Below are 25,986 nucleotides of genomic sequence, written 5' to 3' on the forward strand. Positions count from 1 at the left end.
AGGTTGGCATTGCGCTCGGCCAGGCGCGCGAGCGTCTCGGGCGCGAAGCGGCTCTGGCCGCGGTTGTAGACGATGACGCCGAACTTCACGCTCTTGCACACGGCCTCCACGTGGGCGGCCAGGCCTTCCTGGCCCGCTTCGGTGAGGTAGTGCGGCAGCAGCAGGATGCCGTGGGCGCCGGCCTTCTCGGCCGCCTGGGCGCACTGGATGGCGAAGCGGGTCGGGCCGCCCGCGCCAGCGATGATCGGCACCTTGCCGCGGCAGGTCTGCACGGCGGTTTCGATGATGGCGGGGTATTCCTCGGCCGTGAGCGAGAAGAACTCGCCCGTGCCGCCGGCCGCGAAGAGGGCGCTGGCGCCATAGGGCGCGAGCCATTCCAGGCGCTCGGCGTAGCCGCGGGCGTTGAAGTTGCCTTCGCTGTCGAAGTCGGTCAGCGGGAACGACAGCAGGCCGGAGCCCATGATGGTCTTGAGTTCTTGAGGATTCATGGCAAGGAAACCAGAGTGGAAAGAAAAGGGGGAAGAAGCGGGCCAGGCCCGCGGTGGTTCACGCGGGTTTCAGTCCAGGCGGATCTGCGCTGCAGACACCACGCTGGCCCAGCGGGCGCGTTCTTTTTCGAAGAATTTGTCCTGCTCCGCCGTCGTCATGGTGACGACCTCCGCACCCTGGCCGGCGAGGCGGGAGCGGATGTCGGGCGTGCGGATGACGGAAATGAGCGCGCTGTTGATGCGCTGCACGACGGCTTCCGGCGTGCCGCGCGGGACCAGCACACCCTGCCAGGTGCCCGACTCGAAACCGGGCAGGCCCTGTTCGGCAATCGTGGGCACGTCGGGCAGCAGCGGCATGCGAGAGCCCTTGGACAGGCCCAGCACCTTGAGTTTGCCGCTCTGCACGTGCGGAAGCGTTGCCAGCATGCCGTTCATCAGCACCTGGGTCTGTCCGGCCATGGTGTCCTGGATGGCAGTGACACCGCCCTTGTAGGGCACGTATTGCCAGCGCGCGCCGCTCGCCGCGGCGAGTGCCACGCCGGCTAGGTGTGGTGCGCTGCCGGTGGCCGTGACCGCGAAGTTGAGATCGCTGGTCTTGGACAGCGCGATCAGCTCTTTCAGGTTGTTCGCCGGCACCGAAGGATGGACCACGAGCATGTGGGGCGAGTAGGCCAGCATGGTCGCGCCGCGCAGGTCCTTAGACGGGTTGAAGGGCAGCTTGGTGTAGACGGAAGGGCTGATCGCCAGGGCGCCCACATCGCACAGGAGCAGCGTGTAGCCGTCCGGCGAGGCCTTCGCCACGAAGTCGGCCCCGAGGTTGCCGTTGGCACCCGGCTTGTTCTCCACCACCACGGGTTGCTTGAGCGCTTCCGAGAGCGGCTGGCTGATGGCGCGGGCGATGATGTCCGAGCTGCCTCCCGGAGGGTAGGGCACCACGATGCGCAGCGGCTTGGAGGGCCATGGGGCGGGCTGGGCGCCCACGGAGGCGCATGCGAGGGCGAGGGCGCCTGCGGTCAGCAGGGTGCGGCGAGGAAAGGCCATGTCTCTGTCTCCACGGTTATGTTGTATGTCATCATACAACTTGATTCGCGGCAGAGACAAGCAGTTTGCTGCCGTTCGGAAGCCCGCTCAGGGTTAATGCGGAGAGGGTGCGGAGCCGCCCGACTGGTTTTTGGCGGCTTCCTGGGCCAGGCGCAGGCGCTCCCGGCTGTTGGTGAGGTGGATGCGCATGGCGGCACGCGCCGAGTCGGGGTCCTGGCGGGCGATGGCGGAATAGATTTCCTCGTGCTCGCGGTTCACGCGGCTCAGGTATTCGCTGCTGCGCTGCACACGCAACGCGGCGATGCGCGTGCGAGGAATCAACGTCGTGCCCAGGTGGTTCATGATGTCCGCGAAGTACGGATTGCCCGTGGCTTCTGCGATCTGCAGGTGGAAGCGGAAGTCGTGCGCCACGGTGTCCTTGCCGTTCTGGACATTGCGCTCGAAATCGTCCAGCGCCTCCCGCATCACGGCCAGATGGGTCTCCGTGCGGCGCATGGCGGCCAGGCCTGCAGACTCGGTTTCGAGGCTGATGCGCAGCTCCAGCACGGCCAGTACGTCGACCGATGTGCTGAGTTCGGACGGGTCCAGGCGGAACACGCCGCCCGCGCGCGGCGGCAGCACGAAGGTGCCGATGCCGTGCCTGGTTTCCACCAGCCCCGCCGCCTGCATCTTGGAGAGCGCCTCGCGCACCACGGTGCGGCTCACTTCATGCGCCCGCATGATTTCCGACTCGGTCGGGAGCTTGTCGCCCGGGTTCAGGATGCGGTCCCGGATCCGGCCGGAAAAGTCCTCGACGACCGCGTTGGCGAGGCCGCGGGCGCGCCGCACCGGCACCCCGCGCGCAGCTACTGCCGAGCCGGAAAGGTCGGCGGGTGGGGGGTATGCGGGTAATCCCTTTGTCGAGGTGGCCATGGCGTTGATCATAATCGCCTCGCGTTGTACGACAACATATGACAAATACCAGCCAGAGGAATTTCATGAGCCAGCCGTCCCGTTTCCACCGACTTCTGTTGACCGGTGCTGCCGGCGGACTTGGAAAGGTGCTGCGTGAGCGCGTCAAGCCGTTTGCCGAGATCGTGCGGCTGTCCGACATCGTGGAGGTCGGCGCAGCCCAGGGGGCTGACGAAGAGGTGGTGGCTTGCGATCTGGCCGACAAGGCGGCGGTCGATGCGCTGGTCGCGGGATGCGATGCCATCGTGCACCTGGGCGGGGTCTCGGTGGAGCGGCCGTTCGAGCAGATCCTCGAAGCCAACATCAAGGGCGTCTTCCATATCTACGAGGCGGCCCGCCGCCACGGGGTGAAGCGCGTGGTCTTCGCCAGTTCCAACCACGTGATCGGCTTCTACAAGCAGACCGACCGCATCGACGCCTCGGCACGCCGCCGGCCGGACGGGTACTACGGGCTCTCGAAATCGTTCGGCGAAGACATGGCGAGCTTCTATTTCGACCGGTACGGCATCGAGACGGTGAGCCTGCGCATCGGATCCTCGTTCCCCGAGCCGCGCGACCGCCGCATGATGAGCACCTGGCTCAGCTACGACGACCTCACGCAGTTGGTGCAGAAGGCCCTGTTCACGCCGGATGTGGGCCACACCGTGGTCTACGGCGCATCGGCCAACCGCGACCTGTGGTGGGACAACCATGCGGCGGCCCACCTCGGCTACGAGCCCAAGGACAGTTCCGAGCCGTTCCGTGCCAAGGTGGAAGCCCAACCCGCGCCGGCGCCGGGCGACCCCGGTGCGGTCTACCAGGGCGGCGCCTTCACGGCCCAGGGGCCGTTCGAGGGATGAGCGCCATGGCTGCTGCACCATCCTCCACGGCAGAACTGGTCCTGGATGCGCGCTGCGCCACGGGCGAGAGCCCTGTCTGGCGCGCCGCGGAAGAGTCGCTCTACTGGACGGACATTCCCCGGGCCGTGCTGCACCGCTGGTCGGCGCGCACGGGCGCCCAGGCCCAGTGGAAGGCGCCCGAGATGGTGGCCTGCATGGCCGCCTGGGCCGGCCAGCCAGGCCGCTGGATCGCCGGGCTGGAGAGCGGCCTCTTCGCGCTCGACCTGCCGGACGGCCCGGGCGATCTCGCGGCACGCCAGCTCGCAGGCGCGCCCCACGCCGCGCCCGGGATGCGTTTCAACGACGGCCGCTGCGACCGGCAGGGCCGCTTCATCGCCGGCACCATGCTGCAGGACATGGGCGCGGCGGCGCGGGTCGGGGCGGTCTACCGCTTCGGTGCGGCCGAACTCGCCGCCGGCAGCGCGACCGACCTCGGCCTGGGCGAGCTGATCGTGCCCAACGGCATCGCCTTCAGCCCCGATGGCCGCACGATGTACCTCTCGGATTCGCATCCCCAGGTCCAGAAGATCTGGGCGTTCGATTACGACACGGCCACCGGCACGCCGCACAACCGGCGCCTCTTCGTCGACATGGCCCCGCTGCCCGGCCGGCCCGATGGCGCGGCGATAGACGTCGATGGCGGCTACTGGATCTGCGGTAACGATGCCGGGCTGGTCCACCGCTTCACGCCCGATGGCCGCCTGGACCGGTCGCTGGCCGTGCCGGCCAAGAAGCCCGCCATGTGCGCGTTCGGCGGCCCGCGGCTGGACACGCTGTTCGTGACGTCCATCCGCCCCGGTGGCGACGCGGACCTCTCCGACCAGCCCCTGGCCGGCGGCGTCTTCGCCCTGCATCCCGGAACGCAGGGCGTTCCGGAGCCCGAGTTCAACCCGGTGCCGCTCTGACCGCGGCGCCGATGTGTGTCCATTCGATACGGTTCAGTGTTCCGTAAGCCGGCACCCGAAAGATCGGCCCCTTTTCCCACCTGACGAGAGTCTCTAGAGGTAGACAACATGAAGTTGATGAAGACCACCCTGGCCGCCGTCGCGGCCTGCCTTGCGGCTTTCTCCGCGCAGGCAACGGAGTTCCGCTCCGCCGACATCCACCCCGACGACTACCCCACCGTGACCGCGGTGAAGTTCATGGGCGAGCGACTCAAGGCGCTGTCCGGCGGCAAGCACACCATCAAGGTGTACAGCAGCGGCGCCTTGGGCAACGAAAAGGACGCCATCGAGCAGGCCAAGATCGGCGCGCTGCAGATGGTGCGCATCAACATCGGCGCGATGAACAACATCTGCCCCGAGACCGTGGTGCCGACGATGCCCTTCCTGTTCCGCTCGGTCGAGCATCTGCACAAGGTGCTGGACGGCCCGGTGGGCGAGGAGATCCTGAAGTCCTGCGAACGCCAGGGCTTCGTGGGCCTGGCCTTCTACGACAGCGGCGCGCGCTCCATGTTCACGGCCAAGAAGCCCGTGCGCAAGTTCGAGGACATGAAGGGCATGAAGGTCCGGGTGCAGCAGTCCGACCTGTGGGTGTCGATGCTCGAAGCCATGGGCGCCAACGCCACCCCGATGCCGATGGGCGAGGTCTACACGGGCCTGAAGACCGGCCTGATCGATGCCGCCGAGAACAACTACCCGACCTACGAGAGCTCGCGCTCCTTCGAAGTCGCCAAGTACTACACGAAGACCGAGCACTCGATGGCGCCCGAGATGCTGCTGTTCTCCAAGCGCGGCTGGGACCGCCTGTCCGCGCAGGAGCAGGGCTGGGTCCGCCAGGCGGCCAAGGAGTCGGTGCCCTACATGCGCAAGCAGTGGGCCGAGCGCGAGGTGAAATCCCTCGCCACCGTGAAGGCCGGCGGCGCCGAGATCATCGAGATCGACAAGGCGCCATTCCAGGCCGCGATGAAGCCCGTCTACGACAAGTTCATCACCGACGCCAAGCTGAAGGACCTCGTCAAGCGTGTGCAGGACACGCAGTAAAACCCATCCCCGCGCCGCGCACGGCGCGGGGATTTTTGTTTAAACGCTCCTGAATTGATAGCTGAAGTTTCAATGAAGACGGCGGCATCGGCAGGTTTTCGCTCTCAAATTAACATGTATACCCAAATTTGCCGCACGCTCGCGCGTGTCTGCATGTGGCTGGGCATCCTCGGCCTCGTGGCGGTGATCTGCGCCGTGAGCTGGCAGGTGTTCGGCCGGTACGTCCTCAACAACACCCCCACCTGGGCCGAGAGCCTGGCGCTGCTGCTGGTGATCTACGTGACGATGTTCGGCGTGGCCGTGGGCGTGCGCGACGCCGGCCACATCGGGCTCGAATCGTTCCTCGTGCTGGCGCCCGACTGGCTGCGCCTGAAGATGGAATACCTCATCCACGCGCTGATCCTGCTGTTCGGCGCCGCCATGGCCTGGAACTGCGGATCGCTCGCGCAGTCGGTGTGGGAATACCGCCTGCCCACGCTCTTCATCTCCGAAGGCTGGAAATACGTGCCGGCCAGCATCGCCGGCGTCCTCATCGTGATGTTCTCCGTCGAACACATCATCGCGTTGGCCCAAGGCCGCGAAGTCGAACCTTCCTGGGGCTGATCCATGACCGTGCCACTCCTGATCCTGAGCGTGTCATTTACGCTGTTCCTGCTGCTGGGCGTGCCGGTGGCCTTCTCCATCGGCCTTTCGGCCCTGGCCACGCTGCTGTACGAGGGCCTGCCGCTGGAGGTGGGTTTCCAGCAGATGACCTCCGGCATGGGCATCTTCTCGTTCCTGGCGATCCCGTTCTTCATCTTCGCGGGCGAGCTGATGCTCTATGGCGGCATCGCCGACCGCATCGTCAACTTCGCGCGGGCCCTCGTCGGCCACGTGCGCGGCGGCCTCGGCATGTCCAACGTGGTGGCCTGCACGCTGTTCGGCGGCGTCTCGGGCTCCCCGGTGGCGGACGTGTCCGCCATGGGCGCGGTGATGATCCCCATGATGAAGAAGGAGGGCTACCACGCCGACTACGCCGTGAACGTGACCACGCACGCGGCGCTCGTCGGGGCGCTGATGCCCACCAGCCACAACCTCATCATCTATTCGCTCGCTGCGGGCGGCAAGGTATCGATCGCTGCGCTGATCCTGGCGGCACTGGTGCCGGCCGTCGTGCTCACCGTGAGCAACCTCGCGGCTGCGTACTTCGTGGCGGTCAAGCGCGGCTACCCGAAGGGCACGTTCCCCGGCTGGCACATCGTCGGGCGTTCGTTCGCCGCCGCGCTGCCCGGCCTGTTCATCGTGGTGCTGATCCTGGGCGGCATTCTCTCGGGCATCTTCACGGCGACGGAATCGGCCGCGGTGGCGGTGCTCTACGCCCTGGCGCTCACGATCTTCCTCTACCGCACGCTGACCCGCGAGCACTTCATCAAGGCCGCCTCGAAGGCCGTGCGCACGACGGGCGTGATCCTGCTGCTGATCGGCATCTCCACCACGTTCGGCTACCTCATCAGCCTCTACGGCGTGGCCGAGATGACCGGCGAGATGCTCTCGCAGATCACATCCACCCCGTGGGTGATCTTCCTGCTCATCAACATCATCCTGTTCGTGCTGGGCACGTTCCTGGACATGGCCGCGACCATCCTGCTGTGCACGCCGATCTTCCTGCCCATCGCGCAGCATTACGGCATGAGTTCCGTGCAGTTCGGCATCGTGATGCTGATCAACTGCGCGCTGGGCCTCAACACGCCGCCCGTGGGCACGACGCAGTTCGTGGGCTGCGCGATCGGCGGGGTGTCGGTGGGCACGGTGATGCGGACCATCTGGCCGTTCTACGGCGCGCTGATCTTCGCCCTGGCGCTGGTCACGTTCGTGCCGGCGTTCTCCACGTGGCTGCCCAGCATGTTCATGGTGGTCCGCTGAGGCCGCCGCAAGGAGTGTCGCGATGAAGAACCTCTCCCGCTCGCCCGCGCTGCACAAGGCGCGCATCGCTGCCGCGGCCCTGCTGACCTGCCTCGCGGCCGGCACCGCCTCGGCCGCGACCTGGGTCTACGTGTCCAACGCCGACAGCCAGGACGTGTCGGTCTACGAGCTGGACCGCGCGGCGGCCGTGCTGACGCCCGTGGAGACGCAGGCGCTCGGTGGGCAGGCCATGCCGATGGCCGTCTCGCCGGACAAGCGCGTGCTCTACGTGGCGCTGCGTTCCCAGCCCTTCCGCGTGGCGAGCCTGGCGATCGATCCGGCCACGGGCCGGCTGCGCAAGCTCGGCGAAGCCGCGCTGGCCGACAGCATGGCCAACATCGACACCGACGCCACCGGCCGGTGGCTGTTCGCGGCCTCCTACCCGGGGCACAAGATCACGGTCAACAGCATCGGCCAGGACGGTACGGTGGGCGCGGTGCAGCAGCTCATTCCCACGGCGCCCAACGCGCATGCGATCCACGCCGATGCGTCGAACCGTTTCGTGTTCGCCACCAGCCTGGGAGGGGACCATCTCTCGAGCTGGCGCTTCGATCCGGACAAGGGCGTGCTCACGGCCAACGAGCCCGCGCTCACGCCCGTCGCCCCGGAAAAGTCGGGCCCGCGCCATTTCGTCTGGGACAAGGCGCAGCGCTACATGTACGTGCTCGATGAACTCGATGCCGGCCTGCACGTCATGGCCTACGACGCGGGGCGCGGCACGCTGCGTGCGGTGCAGCGCACCACCACGCTGCCGGCCGGGTTCGCAGGCAAGCCCTGGGGCGCCGACCTGCACCTGTCGCCCGACGGGCGCACCCTGTACGCGTCGGAGCGCAGCTCCAGCACGCTGTCGGCCTTTCGCGTGGATGGCGCCACCGGCCAGCTGCAGTTGCTGGGCCAGGTGGCGACCGAGAAGACGCCGCGGGGCTTCGCCATCGACAGCTCGGGCCGCTTCCTCATCGCGGCGGGGCAGGATTCGCACAGCGTCTCGCTGCACCCCATCGACCCCGCCACCGGCCTGCCGGGGGCGCCGAGCCGCGTGGCGGCCGGCCGCAACCCGAACTGGGTCGAGATCGTCGAGCTGCCCTGAACGCCAGCCGGCCGGCCGTCCGGGCCGGCGGCGCGGTTGCCAGGCCGCCCGCAGCCTGACTGCCTGCCTCCCGCGGGAAGCGGCCACGTCCGGAGCGGCGCAGGTGCCCACCCATGCCCGTGGCCCATGCGCAGAGCCCGGCCCCGGATTTCCATTCCAGAACGACAAGGAGAGAGACAACATGACGGCAGAACAAGCATCCACCGCCCACGGCACCGGCCGCCGGGCGTTCCTCGGCGGCGCCATCGCCTCGGCGGCCGGCGCGGCCGCCTGGCCCGCCGGCGCGGCGGCGCAGGCATTCGACTTCAAGCCGAACCAGCGCTACCCCGATCCCGCCGTCCAGGTGCTGGACCCGTCGTTCGGCAAATACCGCATCTTCAGCAGCAGCGTCGAGCAGGTCGCCACGGGCCTGCGCTGGGCCGAAGGTCCCGTCTGGTTCGGCGACGGGCGCTACCTGCTGGTCTCCGACATTCCCAACAACCGCATCGTGCGGTGGGACGAAGCCACCGGCCAGCTCGGCGTGTTCCGCCATCCCTCGAATTTCGCCAACGGCCTGGCGCGCGACCGGCAGGGCCGGCTGCTGGCCTGCGAGCACCTGACGCGCCGCATCACCCGCACCGAGTACGACGGCAGCATCACCGTGCTGGCGGACGGCTACGCCGGCAAGCGCTTCAATTCGCCCAACGACATCGTCTGCAAGAGCGACGGGTCGGTCTGGTTCACCGATCCGCCGTTCGGCATCGCGGGCCATTGGGAGGGCGACAAGGCGGCTGCGGAACTGCCGCACTCGGTCTACCGCATCGATCCGCAGAGCGGCAAGACCGAACTCGTGCTGGACGACCTCGCGGGCCCGAACGGGCTGTGCTTCTCGCCGGACGAGCAGCGCCTCTACATCGTCGAATCGCGCGCGCAGCCGCACCGCGTGGTGTGGGCGTTCGATGTCGCGCCGGGCGGCAAGCGGCTCTCGAACAAGCGGGTGCACATCAATGCCGGCGGCCCCGGCGCGCTCGATGGCATCAAGTGCGACGAGGACGGCAACCTCTGGTGCGGCTGGGGCAGCAACGGCTCGGCCGGCGCCAGCGCGGCCGATCTGGACGGCGTGATGGTGTTCAACCCGCAGGGTCAGCCGATCGGCCACATCCGGCTGCCCGAGCGCTGCGCCAACCTGGTGTTCGGCGGTGCCAAGCGCAACCGGCTTTTCATGGCGAGCAGCCATTCGATCTACGCCCTCTACGTGGAGACCCGCGGCGCGGTCTGATCCCGTTCACCGCATTCCCGGGCGGCCCGTCCGTCCGGACCGATCCCTTTCGCAATCAGGAGACACACCATGCAACGCAGAACCTTCGCCCTCCACGCCCTCGCGCTCGGTGCCGGCGCCAGCCTCGGCGCGCTGCCGGCCCTCGCGCAGGCGCAGTGGCCCACCGGCAAGGCCATCACCTACCTCGTGCCGTTCGCGGCGGGCGGCACCACCGACACGCTGGGCCGGCTCATCAGCCAGCAGCTCGGCACGGCGCTCGGCGCCACGGTGGTGGTGGACAACAAGGGCGGGGCGGGCGGCAGCGTGGGCTCGGAGATCGGTGCGCGCGCGGCACCCGATGGCTACACGCTGCTGGGCGGCACCATCAGCTCGCACGCCATCAACGTGAGCCTGTACCCCAAGCTGGGCTACGACCCGGTGAAATCGTTCGCGCCCGTGACGCTCATCGGCACCAACCCCGTGGTGCTGGTGGTGGCCGCCAGCAGCCCCTACAAGACGCTGCAGGACGTGCTCGCGGCCGCCAAGGCCAAGCCCGGCGGCCTGTCTTCGGCCTCGGCAGGCACGGGCACCTCGCAGCATCTGGCGCTGGAATTGCTGGCCTACAAGTCGGGGGTGAAATTCACGCACGTGCCCTACAAGGGCAGCGGCCCCGCCATCCAGGACGTGATCGGCGGCCAGGTGGACATGATGTTCGACACCACGGTGGTCGCCGCGCCGCACATCCAGAGCGGCAAGCTGCGCGCCATCGCCGTGACCTCGGCCAAGCGCCTGGCATCGATGCCCGAGGTGCCCACGGTGGCCGAGTCCGGCGGCGCCAGCCTGAAAGACTTCGAGGTGGTGTCGTGGCAGGCGATCTTCGTGCCGGCCGGCACGCCCGCCGCCATCGTCAACCGCCTGCACGACGAGATCCGCAAGATCCTCGCGCAGCCGGACATGCAGGCCAAGCTCAAGGGCTTCGGCATGGAGCCGGCCGACATGACCACCGCGCAGATCTCGGCCTTCCAGAAGGCCGAGGTCGAGAAGTGGGCGCAGGTCATCAAGGCGGCCAACATCAAGGTGGACTGACCCAGGCGGTGGCGCGCCGGGGCCGGGCAGGGCGGCCCGACCGGATGCGCCCCGCGCGCGCCCTCAGAGGAACTGCGCGCGCAGCCCCACCATCACGCGGCGGCCTGCCGCGGGCTCGAAGAAGCGGCCGTTGCCGTCGTTCACGATGAGCGAGCCGGCGTAGCTGCGGTCCAGCAGGTTGTCCAGGCGTGCCCAGGCCTGCCAGCGCACGGCGCCGCCGGTCTTCCAGGTATACCCGGCACGCAACCCCAGGACGGCGTAGCCGGGCGCGGACTCGGTGTTGGTGTCGTTCGCCTGCACCCGGCCGGACACGTCGACGGCCGCTCCCACCGTCCACGCCGCGCCGTGCGCATAGTCCAGCGAGAAGCGCGCGACCTGCCGGGCCGTGCCAGGCAGGCGGTTGCCCGCGGGCACGGCCGCGCCCCCTGCGCCCGTGTAGGCGCTCTCGAAGAAGGCATCCAGGTAGGTGTAGGCAGCGCGGGGCGTAAAGGCGCCGGCCTGGGCGCTCCAGGTCAGCTCCACACCGCGCCGGCGCACGCGGTCGGCGTTCTGGTACACGGTGCGGCCGTTGACGGTGGCGGCCGGAACGATCTCCCCGCGCGTCCTCGCGTCGAACCACGCGGCTTCCATGCGGTGGACCGTGCCTTGCCATTTGGCGCCCACCTCCACCTGGCGGCTGCGCGCGGCCTCCAGGCCATAGTTGGGGCCGCTGTTGGTCTGGCTGTAGGCCATTTCGGCCAGGGTGGGGGTTTCCAGGCCCTGGCCGGCATTTGCGTACAGGTTCAGTTGCTCGGACGCGGCCCACACCAGGCCCACGGCCGGGCTGGTGCGCCGCCAGCTGCGCTGGCCGCTGTCGTCCGGGTTGGCGGCGCTGGCCGGGTAGCGGTCGTCCACGGACAGCCGTACGCGGCTGGCGCGCACGCCCGCGATGGCGCGCACCGTGGGTGCGATCCAGGCGTCCACCTGGGCGAACAGGTCGGTGTTGCCGGCGCGATCCTGCTCGTCGCGGCGCAAGGCCCCCGGTGCACCGGCGTCGTTGACGAAGCCGCGCCGGTGCTCGGAGAGGCGGTCGGCGTCCACGCCCAGCGTCCAGGACAGCGGCAGACCGGCGGGCGTGCGGGCCGTGTGCGTCCAGGCGAGCCCGACGCCGTAGTAGTCGCGGTCCAGGTCCACCACGCCGCCGGCGCTGTTGGAGGCAGCGCCCGAGAACGACAGCGTCTGCACCAGCGTGCGCGTGCCGCCGTAGAGGCGAGCACGCACGCTGTCCTGCGCGCCCAGCGCGCGCTCCACCACCAGCCCGAGCTGGTTCTGCCGCACGGATTTGCGGGTGTCGAAGCTGTTGGCCACGGCGGGTGCCTGGCGCGGATCGGCATTCCACTGCGCCCGGGTGAGGCCCAGAGGGTCCTGCGCCAGCGGCTGGTCGAACAGGTTCAGCAGCGCCGTGACGCGGGTGTCGGCATCGGGGCGGGCCACCACCTTCGCGTTGAGGTGCGTGCGCTCCGCGGCGCTGTGGTCGCGCCAGCCGTCGGTCTCGAACCGGGAGATGTCCACGAGCCCGCCCAGCGTCCGGTCGCCGAAGTCCAGCGACGCTTCGGCCAGCCGCTGGCCGAAGGATCCGGCGGCGACCGAGGCCGATGCGCCGCCACCCGGCCGCGGCTCCCGCGTGGTGACCTGCAGCACGCCTCCCGCCGAATTGCCGTACTGCTGGGCGAGCGGGCCGCGCAGCACCTCGACCTGCGAGGCCGAGGCCAGCTGGGCCGTGGCCGCCTGGCCCTGGCCATCGGGCATGGTGGCGGGAATGCCGTCCACGAGGATGCGCACGCCGCGCACGCCGAAAGTGGAGCGCGACCCGAAGCCGCGCACGGCGATCTGCAGGTCCTGCGCATAGTTCTGCCGATCGGACGCGACCACGCCGGCCTGGCCGGCCAGCAGCTCCGACAGGTTCACCAGCGGGGTGGTGGCCGTGAACGGGTCCACGGCGATGGCGGTGTGGCTGGCCGCCGCATCGAAGCGGCGCTGGGCCGCGGCCTGCCCGCCCGACACCTCGACGGTCGGGAGCTGTGCTTCGGCGGGCTGCGCGAAAGCGGCCTGCGGTGCGGCGGCGCAGAGCGTGCAGCCGGCCAGCGCCGCCCAAAAGGGCAGGCTCCGGGTCGTCCGGACAGGCGGGGCGCTACGGGGAGAGAACGGGGCCGGGTGGGCGGGGGAGGCTTTGTGGGGGCGCGGGGTCCGCATGTGGCTGCGGTCTGTCAGCTGCGGGGCGCGGCCTGGGTCTTCTCGCCGACCACGCTGCTGGGCTGCGCGGGCTCGATCACGCCGCACAGCACGCGGCCGCCCGAATTGCCGGCGGGGTTGGTCTTGTAGTCGTCTTCCTTCTCGTGGACGACGATGGCACGGCCCATGACCGAATTCTTGCCGGGCACGAGCGTGATGTTTTCATTCACGTAGCGGACGGTGCCGCGGCCGTCCGAGCCCACGCTGATGTTGGGCAGCTCGCCCGCGTGGGCCTTGTCGGCCGCCTGGCCGGGGTGGCCATGGCGCTGCGACTGGCCGGGATCGAAATGGCCGCCCGCGGCACCGAAGGCGACCGTCTGCCCGGTGGCGGCGTCCGGCCCCGGGGCGCACTGGCCGTTCGCGTGGATGTGGAATCCGTGCAGGCCGGTGGTCAGGCCCTGCACCTGGGCCATGATCTCGACGCCGTTCGGGGTCTCGGTCAGCACGGCGGTGCCGGCGGGCGTGCCGGAGGCGGTCAACAGGCGGGCGGATGCCGTGGCGCGCTCGGGGCCGGGCACGGGCGTGCGGGCCGCCTGGCTGGCTGCTGCCGTCGCGTGCGGAGCCGGGGTGCCGCCGCCCTGCGCGCCGCAGCCGGCCAGAGCCAGCAGCACCGCGCCCACGGCGGCCGCCGGTGCGGACCGGCGGGTGGAGAAACGGGAGGACGAGGAGGAAGAGGGGGTGCTGCGGAAGGAGGATGAGGTCATGGTCGGCGTCGGTGGAGGCTGAAAGACGGGCCGGCCTGTCAGGGCCGGCACAATCCGGGCAGCATGGAGCCTTGCACCGATATCGTGCGTAGGACAAAGGCGGCGCCTGCCGCCGTGGCCCCCGCCACCAGCGCCCCGCGGCCCCGCTGGTCAGGCCCCCGGCTTCTGCACGAGCCGCAGGATGCTGGAGAAGTCCAGCGCACCATGGCCCGCCAGGCTGTGCGCCGCGTACAGGCTGCGCGCCAGCCCGCCCAGCGGCGTGGCGGCCTTCACGGCCGTGGCGTTCTCCTGCGCGAGGCCCAGGTCTTTCAGCATCAGGTCGGTGCCGAAGCCTCCGGCATAGCCTTTGCTGGCCGGCGCATTCGGCATGACGCCGGGCCAGGGGTTGTACTTCTCCAGGGCCCAGTTGCCGCCCGAGCTGCGGCGCATGATTTCCGACAGCACCTGCGGATCGAGCCCATTGGCCACGCCCAGCGCGATGGCCTCGCTGGTGCCGGCCATCAGGATGCCCAGCAGCATGTTGTTGCAGATCTTGGCCGTCTGGCCCGCGCCCACCGTGCCGGCATGGAAGATGTTGCTGCCCATCTTCTCGAGCAGCGGACGGGCGCGCTCCAGATCGGCCGCCTCACCGCCCACCATGAAGGTCAGCGTGCCGGCGATCGCCCCGCCCGTGCCGCCCGACACCGGCGCATCGATGAACGCGATGCCGCGCGCCCGGGCCGCCTCGGCCACCTTGCGCGCGGAGGCTGCCGCGATGGTGGAGCTGTCGATCACCAGCGTGCCCGCCGGGAGCTGATCCAGCAGCCCCGCGGCTGTGCCGCTGCCCAGGTAGAGCGATTCGACGTGGTGGCTGGCGGGCAGCATGCTCACCACCACCTGCGCATCGCACACGCACTGGCCGGCATCGCTCGCGATGCGCACGCCGTCGGCCGCCAGCCTGGCGCAGGCGGGCTGGGACAAATCGAACGCGCCGACCTCGTGGCCGGCCTTGTGCAGGTTGAGCGCCATGGGGCCGCCCATGTTGCCCAGGCCGATGAATGCGATCTTCATGGTGTGTCTCCGGTAGTGAAAGCGAATTGGTATGTTTTTGATAGCAAACTATTCAATGAATACGGCGGCATGGGGGCGATTCGGTTCTAAACCTCTGCGTCCCGTGCGCCCGGGCGCTGGCGGCGCGCGGGAGTGGCCCGCGCCAGCGGGTTGAAGGCCAGCGCTTCGTGCAGCCAGGCCTCCCACTGCGTGCGTGTCGCATACCCATCGGGCTCGACCCAGAAATACCCCGGCATCTTTCCGGTGGGAGACATCTCGCGCGCGCCCTGCCGTTCCTGGAATTCGGCGTGCCGCTGCGGCGGCAGGCGCACCAGCAGTTCATCGCCCTTCACGCCGAGACAGAGCTTGCCGTCCACCATGAAGGCGAGGCAGCCGAACAGCGTGCGTTCCTCGACATCGCCGCGGTGCGCAAGCGCATCGCGCACGGCGGCAGCCAGTTGCAGGGCTTCGTCGGAGAGGGGGCGGGCGGGCATGGCGCAGGTGTGGCTGAGTGGCAGGGTCAGCGGATCGCTTCGGGAGCGTCCCCGTCCAGCATCCGGCGCGCGATGATCACCCGCATGATCTCGTTCGTGCCTTCCAGGATCTGGTGCACGCGGGCATCGCGCAGCAGGCGTTCGAGCGGGTATTCACGGATGTAGCCGTAGCCGCCATGCAGTTGCAGCGCCTCGTTGCAGACCGTGAAGCCGACATCGGTGGCGAAGCGCTTGGCCATGGCGCAGTAGGTGGAGGCATCGCGCGCACCGGCATCCAGCCGCGTGGCGGCCAGGCGCACCATCTGGCGGGCGGCCACCAGTTCGGTCGCCATATCGGCCAGCTTGAACTGCAGGGCCTGGAAGCCCGCGAGGGGTTTGCCGAATTGCCTGCGGTCCTGCATGTACCGCTGCGCATGCCCCAGCGCGCCCTGGGCCGCACCGACGGAGCAGGTGGCGATGTTGATGCGCCCTCCGTCCAGGCCCTTCATGGCGATCTTGAAGCCTTCGCCTTCGCGGCCCAGCAGGTGGTCGGCCGGAATGCGCACGCCGTCGAAGCTGATGGTGCGCGTGGGCTGGCTGTTCCAGCCCATCTTCTCTTCCTTCTTGCCGTAGTGGATGCCGGGCGCATCCGCCGGCACCGCGAAGGCGCTGATGCCGCCGGCGCCGGAATCGGGCGCGCCGGTGCGGGCCATGAGCACGAGCATGTCGGTGCTGCCCGCGCCGCTGATGAACGCCTTGGCGCCGTGGATGGCGTATTCGCCGCCGATCCGCTCGGCACGGGTCTTGAGGGAGGCCGCGTCCGAGCCCGCGCCGGGCTCGGTGAGGCAGTAGCTCGCCAGCTTCTCGCCGCGGGCCAGCAGCGGGCCCCAATGGTCGCGCACGGCGGGCGTGGCCCAGGTGCCCAGCATCCAGGTCGCCATGTTGTGGATGGTGATGAACGCGGTGGTGGAGGGGTCCACGGCAGCCATCTCCTCGAACACCAGCGTGGCGTCGAGCCTCGGCAGGGCGAGGCCGCCGGCATTCTCGGGGGCGTAGAGGCCGCAGAAGCCCAGTTCGCCGGCCTTGCCGATCGCCTCGCGCGGGAAGATGCCTTCTGCGTCCCAGTGCGCGGCATGCGGCGCCAGCTCGGCGTGCGCGAAGTCGCGGGCGGTGTCGGCGAAGGCGCGTTGTTCCTCGGTCAGATCGAAGTCCATGGTGCTTGTCTCGTTCCTGGCGTGTCGTTGTCGTCGTGGTGGGGGAGGGGCGTCACGGCCTGGCGGAGGGATGCTCCAGTGTCAGCCAGCGCATCAGGCCCTTGCGGCGTGCTTCGGTTTCGGCGGTGAGGCACGCGTGGTAGAGCCGGGGCCATTCGGGCAGTGGCTCGCTGGCCCGCGTGGACTGCTTGCACCGCAGCAGGCGCTCGCGCTGCCATGCGCTCTGCTCCTGCCGCAGCTGAGGCCGCTCATGGGCCGAGAGGGCGCGCATCACGTCGCCATACAGCACGGCGATGGCGGTGTCCGCCTGCTGGTAGGCCTGCACGGCGCAGGCATTGGTTTCTTCCACCGTGCCCCCGGGTCTGCAGGCCGCACCGGCCTGGGCGTGCGCGCCGGCGTTGCAGAGCAGGGCGCCGATCAGCACCGCGCCCGCTGCCATGGCCGGCGCGGCGGTTGTCGTCTTGAAAATGTCCATCCTCCGCTTCTACCACTGCGCGCGCCCCTGAACGGCCCGGGCCGGACGGCACCCTCCCGCGCGCCCCCACCGGAGCGGTGCAAGGGCGGGCGAGGGGAGCGGTGCGAAGCCCTTCGGGGCGTCGCTGGTTACTTCAGGCTGATCGTGGTGTTGACGCCGTGGGCCACGGTGCTGTCGTCGAACCAGCGGGCGGTGACCGTCTTGGTCTGCGTGTAGAACAGCACCACCTGCTTGCCGTACGGGCCCAGGTCGCCCAGCTTGGAGGCACGCGAGCCCGAAAACGAGAACAGCGGCACGGGCACGGGGATCGGCACGTTGATGCCTACCTGGCCCACGTCGATCTCCTCCTGGAACTTGCGCGCGGCCGCGCCCGACTGCGTGAAGATCGCCGTGCCGTTGCCGTTCGGGTTGTCGTTGATGAAGCCGATGGCCTCGTCGATGTCGGCCGCGGCGGCCAGGCACAGCACGGGCCCGAAGATTTCCTGGTCGTAGATGGACATGCCCGGCTTCACGCCGCTGAACACCGTCGGACCGACGAAGTTGCCCTTCTCATAGCCCGCGACCTGGGGCTTGCGGCCGTCCAGCTCCAGCGTGGCGCCGTCGGCAATGCCGCGCTCGATCAGGCTTTCCACGCGATCCCGGGCGGCGCACGACACCAGCGGGCCGACGTCCGTGCCCTTCTCGGTGCCGGCGCTCACCTTCAGCGTCTTCGCCTTGGCGACCAGGTCCGGAATCCAGTTCTGCGCCTCGCCCACCAGCACCACCACCGACAGCGCCATGCAGCGCTGGCCCGCCGCGCCGAAGGCCGCGCCCGCCAGTGCATTGAGCGTCTGCTCCTTGTTGGCGTCGGGCAGCACGATGGCGTGGTTCTTCGCGCCCATCATGCATTGCACGCGCTTGCCGTTCAGGCTGGCGCGGTTGTAGACGTGCGTGCCGACTTTCGTGGAGCCCACGAAGCTGATCGCCTTGATGTCCGGATGGTCGCAGATCGCATTCACGGCATCTTCGCCCCCGTGCACCACGTTCAGCACGCCCGGCGGCACGCCGGCTTCCAGCGCCAGCTCGCACAGGCGCATGGTCACCATCGGGTCCTGCTCGGAGGGCTTGAGCACGAAGGTGTTGCCCGTGGCGATGGCCATCGGGAACATCCAGAGCGGAATCATGGCCGGGAAGTTGAAGGGCGTGATGCCCGCGCACACGCCCAGCGGCTGCATCAGCGTGTAGGTGTCCACACCGCCGGCCACGTTGTTGGCCAGCTCGCCCAGCTGCAGGTTGCCGATGGCGCTCGCGTGCTCGACCACCTCCAGCCCGCGGAACACGTCGCCCTCGGCATCGGGCAGCGTCTTGCCCTGCTCGGCGGTGAGCAGCGCGGCCAGTTCCTGCATGTTTTCGCGGATCAGTTGCTGCAGTTTCAGGAAGATGCGTGCCCGGGCGCCGATGGGCGTCTTCTTCCAGGTCTTGAAGGCCTCCCGGCCGCTGGCCACGGCAGCGTCGATCTCCGCCGGGGTGGCGAAGGGGACGCGCGCCAGCACTTCCTGCGTGGCGGGGTTGACCACGTTGCGCCATTGCGTGGTGGTGGATTCGACGAACTGGCCGCCGATCAGCAGCTTGACCGTGGGCGCCAGGACGGCCGTGGATTGGGGGGCATTCATGCGCTTGTCTCCTGTGTTGGGTGGAATCGCGTCTTCGAGGGTTCGGACAACCCGGGCCGTGACATGCTATCCGTGCGAAATTGCGAGTTCAATAGAGAAAAGCGCACGTCCGCTTTGCGAATTTGCACATCAGAATCGGCCGCATCGCGTCATTTCTTCTTTTTGGCTGAACGAATGGACTGGGACAACCTCCGCTACTTCCTGGAACTCGCCCGCACCGGCACCCTGGCTGCTGCGGCACGCCGCGCCGGAGTGGAGCACACCACCGTGGCGCGCCGCATCCAGGCGCTGGAAAAGCAGATGGGCGAATCGTTGTTCGCGCGCGAGGCCGGCGGGCACCGCCTGACCGAGGCGGGGCGGCACCTTCTGCCCGCCGTGGAAGCCATGGAGACGGCGGTGCTCGGCGTGGAGCGCGTGCGGCCCACGGGCAGCGGCATCGGGCCCGTCGGGCTCGTGCGCGTGGGGGCGACCGAGGGCTTCGGCACGCTGATCCTGGCCCCGCACCTGGCAAGGCTGACGCTGCAGTACCCGCACCTGAGCGTCGATCTGCTCGCGCTGCCGCGCATGCTGCATCTCTCGCGGCGCGAGGCCGACATCGTCATCTCGCTGGAGCGGCCCACGCGCGGCTCGGTCATCGTCTCGCGCCTGGCGGACTACACGCTGCACCTCTACGGGCAGCGCGAATACCTGGCCCGCCGGCCCCTCATCGCGCGGCGGGAAGACCTGCGGCACCACGCCTTCGTGAGCTACGTGGACGATCTGCTGTTCACGAAGGAGTTGCAGTTTCTTGACCAACTGGTGCCGCCGGAGCGCTTCGCGTTCCGCAGCACGAGCGTGACGGCGCAGTACGAGGCGGTGCGTGCCGGGGCGGGCCTGGCCGTGCTGCCGGCATTCCTCGCAGACCGCGATCCGGTGCTGGAGCGGGTGCTGCCGCAGGAGGCACGGTTCACGCGCACTTTCTGGATGAGCATGCCCGCGGAAGCGAAGTACCAGGCGCGCACGCAGGCCGTCTGGGCTTTCCTGAAGGAAGTGGGCCTGAGCGAGGCGGACCGCCTGGTACCGCCGGCCTGATGCGCGCCCGGGCCTGAGCGGGCCGGGCACGCACGCCGGAATCGGCCCCGGTTGCTGCGCCGTGGCCGGGTGCATCGCAGCGCGGGCGCTGCGCGGGATTTTCTGCCTGCGCGCCGCCGCTGCCTTGGCGAATATCCGCGACACCGCTCCATATTCCGCACCGCATTGCGGCCGGGACTCCAAATAAAATTAATGTCGTGCATGCCATCCCGGGGCGATGGATTACCCGGAGCACATGCCATGATTACCCCATTCGCGATTGCAGGGTAGGGCGGCCCCGATTCAGGGGAGGCGCTTCTTGTTGATAAAAATCAAATGCAAACCAATCGAATGGCAATGGCGGGATGGGAGGAGGCATTCTCATCGAATATCCCAAGAAGAAATACACCGCAGCCCTGTAACCCTCTGGAAGCCGGCTGTCTGAAATCCGCCGACGCAGCGCCGCGAATTTCGTGGATCGCCGGGTCGGCCTGTCTATGAATATCCTGATCCTTCACCGTATTCCTTATCGAACCGCTGAATACCACCGAGGCATCGACCATTCACGGCACGACGTCACCTATTTCGGCACCGAGGCAGCGCTGGCGACCGTGCCGGCCGGCCTGCGTTGCCAGAAGGTGGCCCGCCCCGGCATGGGTTCTGTGGACGACGAAGCCCGCGCCTGGCTGGGCGAGCGACCGGCAGGCTTCGATCGCGTCATCGCCCTGGCCGAGAAAGACCGGCTGGAGGCAGCCCGTCTGCGCGAATGGCTTGGCGTGGCGGGGCCGTCGGCCGAACAGGTCACGGCAGCCCGCAACAAGATCGCCATGAAACGGGCGGTCGCCCAGGCCGGGCTGAAGGTGCCGCGCTTCCTCCCCCTGCCGGATTTCCTCGCGCTGCGCGACGCGCCGCCCTGGCGCGGAAAGACCATCCTCAAGCCGCAGAGCGGTGCCGCCAGCGAAGACGTGGCCGTGTTCGACTCCACCGTCGCCGCGCGGGCCGCGGTGCTGGGTTTCTGCTCGGGCATCCCTCGCCTGGATGCCCTGCAGGCGGCCGACGCCTGCGGCGATTTCGAGGTCGAGGAGTACCTCGAAGGCCCCGTCCTGCATTTCGATGGGGTGGCCATTGGGGGCCGGACCGTGGCGCTCACCGCCAGCCGTTACCTGAACACCTGCCTGGACTATGCGCGCGGCCGGCCCCTGGGGTCCATGCACATTCCGCTGACCGATACCGCGCGCCGCTGGGTCGCCCGCGCGCTCGAAAGCCTCGCGCTGCACGACGGCTGTTTCCACCTCGAGGCGATCGGCCACCAGGGTGAACTGGCGTTCCTCGAAATCGACAACCCGGTGGATGTAGCGCAGGCGGTCACCACCTTCGAGCTGGCCACCGATGTCCATCTGCCCTCGGTCGAGCTGAAGCTGATGCTGGGTGAAGACCCCGGCTCCGCCGTGCGGCGGTCTCCGGAGGCCGGTGCCGAGCCGCGCTGGCACGGCTGGTTCGCGGTTCCGGGCCACCACCTGGGCCGCTCCGTGCATGCCGGGCTCGGCGGCATCGCGATGTTCCGCCGCAGCGAGGCCGTGCTGCGCTGGCATGAATTGCCGGCCGGCGCACCGCTGCCGGAGCGCATCAGCTACCAGACCCAGGAGGTTCCCCTGGCCGGCATCGTTGCCACTGCGGGCCCGCCGCAGACGCAGGCCTGGATCGAGTCCCTCTTCACGGCCCTGCGCTGGATCCCGGCGCCCGCGGTCGCGGCCAGCGCCGCCGACGAGATCGACCACGAACTGCATGTCCAGGCGTGAAACGGCCCGGGCGGCGCGGCCGCGGGCCGAAGCAGCGCTTTCCGCAGAAACGGTGACGCCGGCGCCGACCGGCGCAGTCCCGGGCGGGCCCTTCCCTTGCGGCCTGGTGGCAGGAAACCCGGATACCGCGTGCGCAGCGCCAGCCTTCAGCCCCTCGGCACCCTTTGCCAGACACGGTAGGTCTGCCGCCGCAGCACAAGACCGCTGCCACCGCGGCGGTTGACCCCGGGCCTTGGACCCCATACGCGTGGTATGGCGCCACACGCGCCTCTTTTCATTTCCTTTTCTTTCCTTTTCTCCCCCGTTCCTTTCCGCCGCTTCCTTTCTTTTTCTCTTTTCTCTCTCTCTTCTCTTTTTGGAGCTTCCTGAATGACGCGCCAGGCCACCCCTGCAAATCCGGACCCCTCGGGTCCCGAGCATCTGCAGCGCAATCTCACCAACCGCCACATCCAGCTCATCGCCATCGGCGGGGCCATCGGCACCGGCCTTTTCATGGGGTCCGGCAAGACCATCAGCCTCGCCGGTCCGTCCATCGTGTTCGTCTACATGGTGATCGGCTTCATGCTGTTCTTCGTGATGCGCGCGATGGGCGAACTGCTGCTGTCCGATCTCCGGTACAAGTCGTTCATCGATTTCTCGGCCGATCTGCTGGGGCCCTGGGCCGGCTTCTTCACGGGCTGGACCTACTGGTTCTGCTGGATCGTCACGGGCATCGCCGACGTCATCGCGATATCGGCCTATGCGCAGTTCTGGTTTCCGCACATGCCCCAGTGGGGGCCCGCGCTGGCCTGCGTCGGGCTGCTGCTGTCGCTGAACCTGCTCACGGTGAAGCTCTTCGGCGAAATCGAGTTCTGGTTCGCGATGATCAAGATCGTGGCCATCGTGGCGCTGGTGGGCACGGGCCTGTACATGGTCGCCACGGGATTCGTCGCCCCGACGGGGCGCGAGGCCAGCCTGGGCAACCTGTGGAACGACGGCGGCATGTTCCCGCACGGGCTCATGGGCTTTTTCGCGGGCTTCCAGATCGCGGTGTTCGCCTTCTCCGGCATCGAACTGGTCGGCACGACCGCCGCGGAGGCACAGGACCCCGAGCGCAGCCTGCCGCGCGCCATCAACTCGATCCCCGTGCGCATCATCGTGTTCTACGTGCTGGCGCTGATCGCGATCATGGCCGTCACGCCCTGGCGCGAGGTCGTGCCGGGCAAGAGCCCGTTCGTCGAGCTGTTCGTGCTGGCGGGACTGCCGGCCGCGGCCGGCGTCATCAATTTCGTGGTGCTGACCTCCGCGGCCTCTTCGGCCAACAGCGGCGTTTTCTCCACCAGCCGCATGCTGTACGGCCTGGCGCTGAAGGAAGACGCGCCCAAGGCCTTCCGGTACCTCTCGCCCCGCAGCGTGCCCTCGCGCGGGCTGCTGTTCTCGTGCACCTGCCTGCTGGCCGGCGCCGTCCTCATGTGGGTGATTCCGGACCTGGTGGAGGCTTTCACCCTGGTCACCACCGTGTCGGCCATCCTGTTCATGTTCACCTGGTCGCTGATCCTGCTGTCCTATCTGGCGTACCGCAGGAGCCGGCCTGAACGGCATGCGGCCTCGCGCTACAAGATGCCCGGCGGCGTGGTGATGAGCGTGGCCTGCCTCGCGTTCTTCGTGTTCATCCTGGGGCTGCTGGCGCTGGAGTCCGACACGCGCAAGGCCCTGGTGGTCACGCCCGCGTGGTTCCTGCTGCTGGCGGGCGCCTACGGGTTCCGGCGTGCCAGGGCCGTCCGCGCAGAGGCCTCCGCGCCAAGCGCGCCCCGGGGCATGGGCTCGGCCCGGACCTGACGGAGTCGCTCCGTTCGGCGGCCGCCGCCCTGAAGACCCGGATCACCGCCGAAGGCCCTGCGGAGAAGCGCCGCCTAGGCCGCCGGAAAAGCAGGGCGGTTACCGCTTTCTTCCCGGGACCGGCGGGGCCGGTGCCGCGTAACCTGCCGTTGGGCGCGTGTGGCTTGCGTCCCGGGCAGGGTGCACGGGATGGCCGGCGCGCCTTTCCACAGGAGTCTGCGGCCATGTCCCCCATCGTTTCCGGTCTTGCGTCCGTCGCATCCATGCTGTTCAACGCGGCCTCGTCCGCCAAGCCGGTCTCCGGGCAGACCAAGCCGGACAGGGCCCCCGCGCCCGAGCCGTCGTCCATCGTGACGCTCAGCCAGGATGCCAGCGCGCTGGCGCGCCTTGCCGACCAGGGCGTCCTGACCGCCAGCACGGCGGCGGACGCGCGCAGCGGCGCGGTCGCCGGGCGCGGTGCGGCCGGCGTGGCCACGGGCGCGGCGCTGCAGGCATCGGGCGCCAACCGCGCCGTGTCGAAGGAGGATTTCCAGGCGCTGCTGACCCGCTTCGGGGCCACGGATGCGCAGAAGGAGCAGCTCACGGCCGGCTTCGATACCGACAACGACGGCTCCATCACCCGCGACGAATTCCTCAAGCGCGTGGCCCAGACCACGGGGCCGCAAAGCGGCGGGGAGTTCGCCCAGTCGCTGCTGCAGCTCATGGACCGGGGGCCGGGTGGTAACGCCGACGGCTCCGTCGGCGCCGGGGAGTTCAGCGCCTTCTCCACGGCCTTCGCCACCGTGTCGCAGCGGTTCCGGACGGCGGCCTGAGCCGGATCGGCCGGCAGGCCTGCGCCCCGGCGCGATCCCCCAACGAAAAATGCCCGGTGTGGATGCACCGGGCATTTTTTCTTTTCAGCCGCCGCACACTGCGGCGCGGGTGGGGATCAGATCCGTCCCATGAGCAGCAGGATCAGCAGGATCACCAGCACCAGGCCGACGCCGCCGCTGGGACCGTAGCCCCACGACCGGCTGTGGCCCCACGTGGGCAGCACGCCGATCAGGATCAGGATCAGGATGATGAGCAGGATGAGCGAGATCGACATGTTGGATTCCTTTTTGTGGCGTTGGTGAAGATGGACGGATTGTTGAAGGTGCTCCACACCCCTCCGGCAGGCCGGGAACGCTGCCACGCGTAGGAGGGCATCGACGCTGCGGTGGTCGCGATGCTTCGCCTGCCGCGGCATCGCCTTCGCATACCACCCCCGCCAAGCGATACCCGCTGTGCACACTCGCCCGAACACCACTTCTTCACATCGGGGTCGCCATGAATGCCAAGGTCGGCAGTTTTCCCTCTCTTCTGTCCACGGGCCTTCCGCTCCCGAAGGAGACCGGGACGGCCCACGAGCCGGCGCTGAAAAAGTCGGGGTCGCACAAAAGCCTGGGTGGACCCGCGGGACTGGGCTCCCGCAACCCCCCAGTGGCGCAGGAAGCGGTCGCTGGAAACAGGGCACCCCGCAGCGGTTTGCCCGGCGGCACCAATGAACTGCAGAACAACCCGCTCTTCAAGAAGCAGCAACTGGCCAACAATGCCGATGCCCAGGCCGCCACGCCCCACCATGGCCTGGCGGTGCCCGCGCGAGCGAGCTTCAAGGCGAGCAGCAGCCTGCAAAAGAACGCGCTCTTCCTGAAGCAGCAGGCGCTGCACAATGCGGAGGCGGCCTCCCACCAGCCGCCCGCGGCGGCTCCGCACCAGAGCGGCGGCTTCAAGGCCGGTGGCAGTCTGGAGAATCTGCAGGACAACCCGCTCTTCCTGAAGCAGCAGCTGAAGAACAATCCGGATGCCGCCCCCACGGCGCCCCAGTCGGAAGCCCGGCCCGAGAGCGCCGTACCCGATTCGCCGCCCGAGGTGCCGCAGCAGAAGGCCGAGGTATCCGCCGAGCCCGAAGGCAACGTGCCCACGGGCGGGCCTGAACTGCAACCCGCCGCGCAACCCGAAGCCAGGACCGCCTCCGAGCCGGAGCCGAAAGATGCCAGCGCCGTGCCCGATTCGCCCCCGGAGGTGCCCGAGCAGAAGGCCGAGGTATCCGCCGAGCCCGAAGGCAAGGTGCCCACCGGCGAGCCCGATCTGCAGTCCGCCGCACAACCCGAAGCCAGGACCGCGTCCCAGCCGGAGCCGAAAGATGCCAGCACCGTGCCCGACTCGCCCCCAGAGGTGCCCGAGCAGAAGGCCGAGGTATCCGCCGAGCCCGAAGGCAAGGTGCCCACCGGCGAGCCCGAACTGCAACCTGCCGCAGAACCCGAAGCCAGGATCGCCTCCGAGCCGGAGCCGAAAGACGCCAGCACCGTGCCCGACTCGCCCCCGAAGGTGCCGCAGCAGAAGGCCGAGGTGCCCTCCGAGCCCGGCAGCCACGTGCCCCCGGACGGACCGGGACCGGAGGCAGCGAACCAGCTCGCCACGACGCACCCGCCGGGCGCCGACCTGGACGTGGATGCCAAGAAGCTCGCGGCCGCCGGCCACGACGGCGCCCATGGGGCCCAGCAACCGGAAGGCGCCACACAGGCCGATGCCGCCACGCAGGACGCGATCAAGACCCAGGAGCAGCAGATGGCCAACCAGAATGCGTTGACCGAAGCCACCATGCGGTCCCAGATGCAGGCGGCCATCAACGACTTCCTGGTGAAGAGCTACGAAGCCGTGGCCAAGTGGATCTCCAAGCTCAGCAAGTCGCTGGCCGATCTGGTCAATTGACGGCTGCTGCGGCACCACCGAAGCGGCCCAGGACTGCGGTCCGGGGCCCAGGGTGTCGATTGCTACTGATTTGATAG

Annotated in this window: 24 protein-coding genes; 13 read left to right on the plus strand and 11 right to left on the minus strand. The window is 69.0% G+C overall.

Annotation, left to right across the window (positions count from 1 at the left end; translation table 11 throughout):
• The 3 genes from BM144_RS21405 to BM144_RS21415 form a co-directional block, all read right to left on the minus strand.
• The coding region (locus tag BM144_RS21405) for a dihydrodipicolinate synthase family protein (protein WP_175526102.1) at positions 1-488 on the minus strand (488 nt) is incomplete at its 3' end.
• 69 nt (positions 489-557) lie between these two features.
• Positions 558-1,529, minus strand: coding sequence for a Bug family tripartite tricarboxylate transporter substrate binding protein (locus tag BM144_RS21410; RefSeq protein WP_092957430.1), 972 nt, complete (start codon positions 1,527-1,529; stop codon positions 558-560).
• 93 nt (positions 1,530-1,622) lie between these two features.
• Positions 1,623-2,441, minus strand: a complete 819-nt coding sequence (locus tag BM144_RS21415; RefSeq protein WP_092957510.1) for a FadR/GntR family transcriptional regulator — start codon at positions 2,439-2,441, stop codon at positions 1,623-1,625.
• A gap of 65 nt (positions 2,442-2,506) precedes the next feature.
• On the opposite strand from BM144_RS21415, the gene BM144_RS21420 reads away from it, so the two are divergent.
• The 8 genes from BM144_RS21420 to BM144_RS21455 all read left to right on the plus strand — a co-directional run bounded on the left by BM144_RS21420 (position 2,507) and on the right by BM144_RS21455 (position 10,691).
• On the plus strand, positions 2,507-3,319 hold the full coding sequence (locus BM144_RS21420; RefSeq protein ID WP_092957433.1) for an NAD-dependent epimerase/dehydratase family protein: 813 nt from the start codon (positions 2,507-2,509) through the stop codon (positions 3,317-3,319).
• Positions 3,320-3,324: 5 nt separating this feature from the next.
• The gene (locus BM144_RS21425) at positions 3,325-4,263 is read left to right on the plus strand and encodes an SMP-30/gluconolactonase/LRE family protein (RefSeq protein ID WP_092957514.1); all 939 of its coding nucleotides are present in this window, start codon (positions 3,325-3,327) and stop codon (positions 4,261-4,263) included.
• Between the two features lie 108 nt (positions 4,264-4,371).
• Positions 4,372-5,340, plus strand: coding sequence for a TRAP transporter substrate-binding protein (locus tag BM144_RS21430; protein WP_092957436.1), 969 nt, complete (start codon positions 4,372-4,374; stop codon positions 5,338-5,340).
• A gap of 114 nt (positions 5,341-5,454) precedes the next feature.
• Positions 5,455-5,943: a TRAP transporter small permease gene (locus BM144_RS21435; RefSeq protein ID WP_092957439.1), complete on the plus strand. Its 489-nt coding sequence runs from the start codon at positions 5,455-5,457 to the stop codon at positions 5,941-5,943.
• A gap of 3 nt (positions 5,944-5,946) precedes the next feature.
• On the plus strand, positions 5,947-7,242 hold the full coding sequence (locus BM144_RS21440; RefSeq protein WP_092957441.1) for a TRAP transporter large permease: 1,296 nt from the start codon (positions 5,947-5,949) through the stop codon (positions 7,240-7,242).
• 22 nt (positions 7,243-7,264) lie between these two features.
• Positions 7,265-8,368, plus strand: coding sequence for a lactonase family protein (locus tag BM144_RS21445; protein WP_092957444.1), 1,104 nt, complete (start codon positions 7,265-7,267; stop codon positions 8,366-8,368).
• Between the two features lie 181 nt (positions 8,369-8,549).
• Entirely contained in the window at positions 8,550-9,626 is a 1,077-nt protein-coding gene (locus BM144_RS21450) for an SMP-30/gluconolactonase/LRE family protein (protein WP_092957447.1), read from the plus strand.
• Positions 9,627-9,695: 69 nt separating this feature from the next.
• Entirely contained in the window at positions 9,696-10,691 is a 996-nt protein-coding gene (locus BM144_RS21455) for a Bug family tripartite tricarboxylate transporter substrate binding protein (RefSeq protein ID WP_092957450.1), read from the plus strand.
• 63 nt (positions 10,692-10,754) lie between these two features.
• On the opposite strand, the gene BM144_RS21460 is transcribed toward BM144_RS21455, so the two are convergent.
• From BM144_RS21460 to BM144_RS21490, 7 genes are all read right to left on the minus strand, one after another.
• Positions 10,755-12,923 carry a TonB-dependent receptor family protein gene (locus tag BM144_RS21460; RefSeq protein ID WP_092957453.1) on the minus strand — a complete coding sequence of 723 codons (2,169 nt, stop codon included), beginning with the start codon at positions 12,921-12,923 and terminating at the stop codon, positions 10,755-10,757.
• Positions 12,924-12,937: 14 nt separating this feature from the next.
• A complete protein-coding gene (locus BM144_RS21465) occupies positions 12,938-13,666 on the minus strand; it encodes a superoxide dismutase family protein (protein WP_092957456.1) in 729 nt (242 codons plus the stop codon).
• A gap of 150 nt (positions 13,667-13,816) precedes the next feature.
• Positions 13,817-14,716 (minus strand): 3-hydroxyisobutyrate dehydrogenase, encoded by a 900-nt coding sequence (mmsB, locus tag BM144_RS21470; protein ID WP_092957459.1) that lies wholly within the window; start codon positions 14,714-14,716, stop codon positions 13,817-13,819.
• A gap of 86 nt (positions 14,717-14,802) precedes the next feature.
• Positions 14,803-15,189, minus strand: a complete 387-nt coding sequence (locus BM144_RS21475; RefSeq protein ID WP_092957462.1) for a TfoX/Sxy family protein — start codon at positions 15,187-15,189, stop codon at positions 14,803-14,805.
• A gap of 26 nt (positions 15,190-15,215) precedes the next feature.
• Positions 15,216-16,382 carry an acyl-CoA dehydrogenase family protein gene (locus BM144_RS21480; RefSeq protein ID WP_092957465.1) on the minus strand — a complete coding sequence of 389 codons (1,167 nt, stop codon included), beginning with the start codon at positions 16,380-16,382 and terminating at the stop codon, positions 15,216-15,218.
• Positions 16,383-16,434: 52 nt separating this feature from the next.
• Complete coding sequence (locus tag BM144_RS21485; RefSeq protein WP_092957517.1) at positions 16,435-16,821, minus strand: lysozyme inhibitor LprI family protein; 387 nt, start codon at positions 16,819-16,821, stop codon at positions 16,435-16,437.
• A 164-nt stretch (positions 16,822-16,985) separates the two neighbouring features.
• Positions 16,986-18,509, minus strand: a complete 1,524-nt coding sequence (locus BM144_RS21490) for a CoA-acylating methylmalonate-semialdehyde dehydrogenase (RefSeq protein ID WP_092957468.1) — start codon at positions 18,507-18,509, stop codon at positions 16,986-16,988.
• Positions 18,510-18,683: 174 nt separating this feature from the next.
• Here BM144_RS21490 and BM144_RS21495 point away from each other — a divergent pair, with 174 nt between their 5' ends.
• The 4 genes from BM144_RS21495 to BM144_RS21510 all read left to right on the plus strand — a co-directional run bounded on the left by BM144_RS21495 (position 18,684) and on the right by BM144_RS21510 (position 23,988).
• Entirely contained in the window at positions 18,684-19,580 is an 897-nt protein-coding gene (locus BM144_RS21495; RefSeq protein ID WP_092957471.1) for a LysR family transcriptional regulator, read from the plus strand.
• Between the two features lie 476 nt (positions 19,581-20,056).
• A complete protein-coding gene (locus tag BM144_RS21500) occupies positions 20,057-21,358 on the plus strand; it encodes an ATP-grasp domain-containing protein (protein ID WP_092957474.1) in 1,302 nt (433 codons plus the stop codon).
• A gap of 369 nt (positions 21,359-21,727) precedes the next feature.
• Positions 21,728-23,176, plus strand: a complete 1,449-nt coding sequence (gene cycA, locus BM144_RS21505; protein ID WP_092957477.1) for a D-serine/D-alanine/glycine transporter — start codon at positions 21,728-21,730, stop codon at positions 23,174-23,176.
• 224 nt (positions 23,177-23,400) lie between these two features.
• On the plus strand, positions 23,401-23,988 hold the full coding sequence (locus tag BM144_RS21510; RefSeq protein WP_092957480.1) for an EF-hand domain-containing protein: 588 nt from the start codon (positions 23,401-23,403) through the stop codon (positions 23,986-23,988).
• 116 nt (positions 23,989-24,104) lie between these two features.
• Here BM144_RS21510 and BM144_RS21515 read toward each other — a convergent pair whose 3' ends face one another.
• Positions 24,105-24,263 carry a DUF3309 family protein gene (locus BM144_RS21515; RefSeq protein WP_092957483.1) on the minus strand — a complete coding sequence of 53 codons (159 nt, stop codon included), beginning with the start codon at positions 24,261-24,263 and terminating at the stop codon, positions 24,105-24,107.
• A gap of 221 nt (positions 24,264-24,484) precedes the next feature.
• Here BM144_RS21515 and BM144_RS21520 point away from each other — a divergent pair, with 221 nt between their 5' ends.
• On the plus strand, positions 24,485-25,909 hold the full coding sequence (locus tag BM144_RS21520) for a hypothetical protein (RefSeq protein WP_139225807.1): 1,425 nt from the start codon (positions 24,485-24,487) through the stop codon (positions 25,907-25,909).
• Positions 25,910-25,986 lie beyond the last annotated feature (77 nt).

The organism is Paracidovorax konjaci (genome assembly GCF_900112675.1).
In the GTDB taxonomy this organism is placed as follows: domain Bacteria; phylum Pseudomonadota; class Gammaproteobacteria; order Burkholderiales; family Burkholderiaceae_C; genus Paracidovorax; species Paracidovorax konjaci.